Genomic DNA, 532 nt, shown 5'->3' on the forward strand with positions numbered 1-532 from the left:
GGCGTTATGCCACAAGAGTAAATCTGTAAATGGGGTTGTATGAAATCATCATTAAGAAAAAGCGGGACAGGTTTTGAGTTTCAATATGAGTTCGGCTGTGAGGATATCAATGGAGTTCTGACTAGTGCTGAATTGATAGATGGAAGCCTTGTCGTATCTACTGAGCTAAAACCAATAAGTAGCAACCAACGTGATGATATAGCTATGCTTCTTAGCCATATCGAATCAGTCACAGATATCGTTGTACGCGAAGCACAAATTAGAAAAAACTTGCTCAATTATTGCCGTAATCACAAAGGACAATTTAACAACACGCAGCTAAAAGTTAAGTTTTCAAGTTCTGTTATCCATACCTTTAACGTAGAGCTTCGCTCGGTAGATAGTGATGGTGTAGGCTTTAGCATAGTGGCATAACAAAGCGTTTAAGACGGATTCACAACGCTTGGCATTCTCAGTTTGATTCAGCTTAAGTGTTTACGGCGCAATGCTTTAGGTAAGGTGGTCGCGTTGTTCACCACTTAACGCGGCGTTA

At 40.6% G+C, this 532-nt stretch carries 1 protein-coding gene; it reads left to right on the top strand.

The window, feature by feature from the left end; translation table 11 throughout:
• Nucleotides 1–39: 39 nt before the first annotated feature.
• Entirely contained in the window at nucleotides 40–414 is a 375-nt protein-coding gene (locus RXX31_RS24775; protein WP_086610598.1) for a hypothetical protein, read from the top strand.
• The last annotated feature ends 118 nt before the right edge of the window (nucleotides 415–532 follow it).

The organism is Vibrio sp. EA2 (genome assembly GCF_033042495.1).
GTDB lineage: Bacteria > Pseudomonadota > Gammaproteobacteria > Enterobacterales > Vibrionaceae > Vibrio.

Coding starts and splice junctions, on each gene's coding strand:
- RXX31_RS24775 (WP_086610598.1), top strand. CDS start 40: ATGAAATCATCATTAAGAAAAAGCGGGACAGGTTTTGAGTTTCAATAT.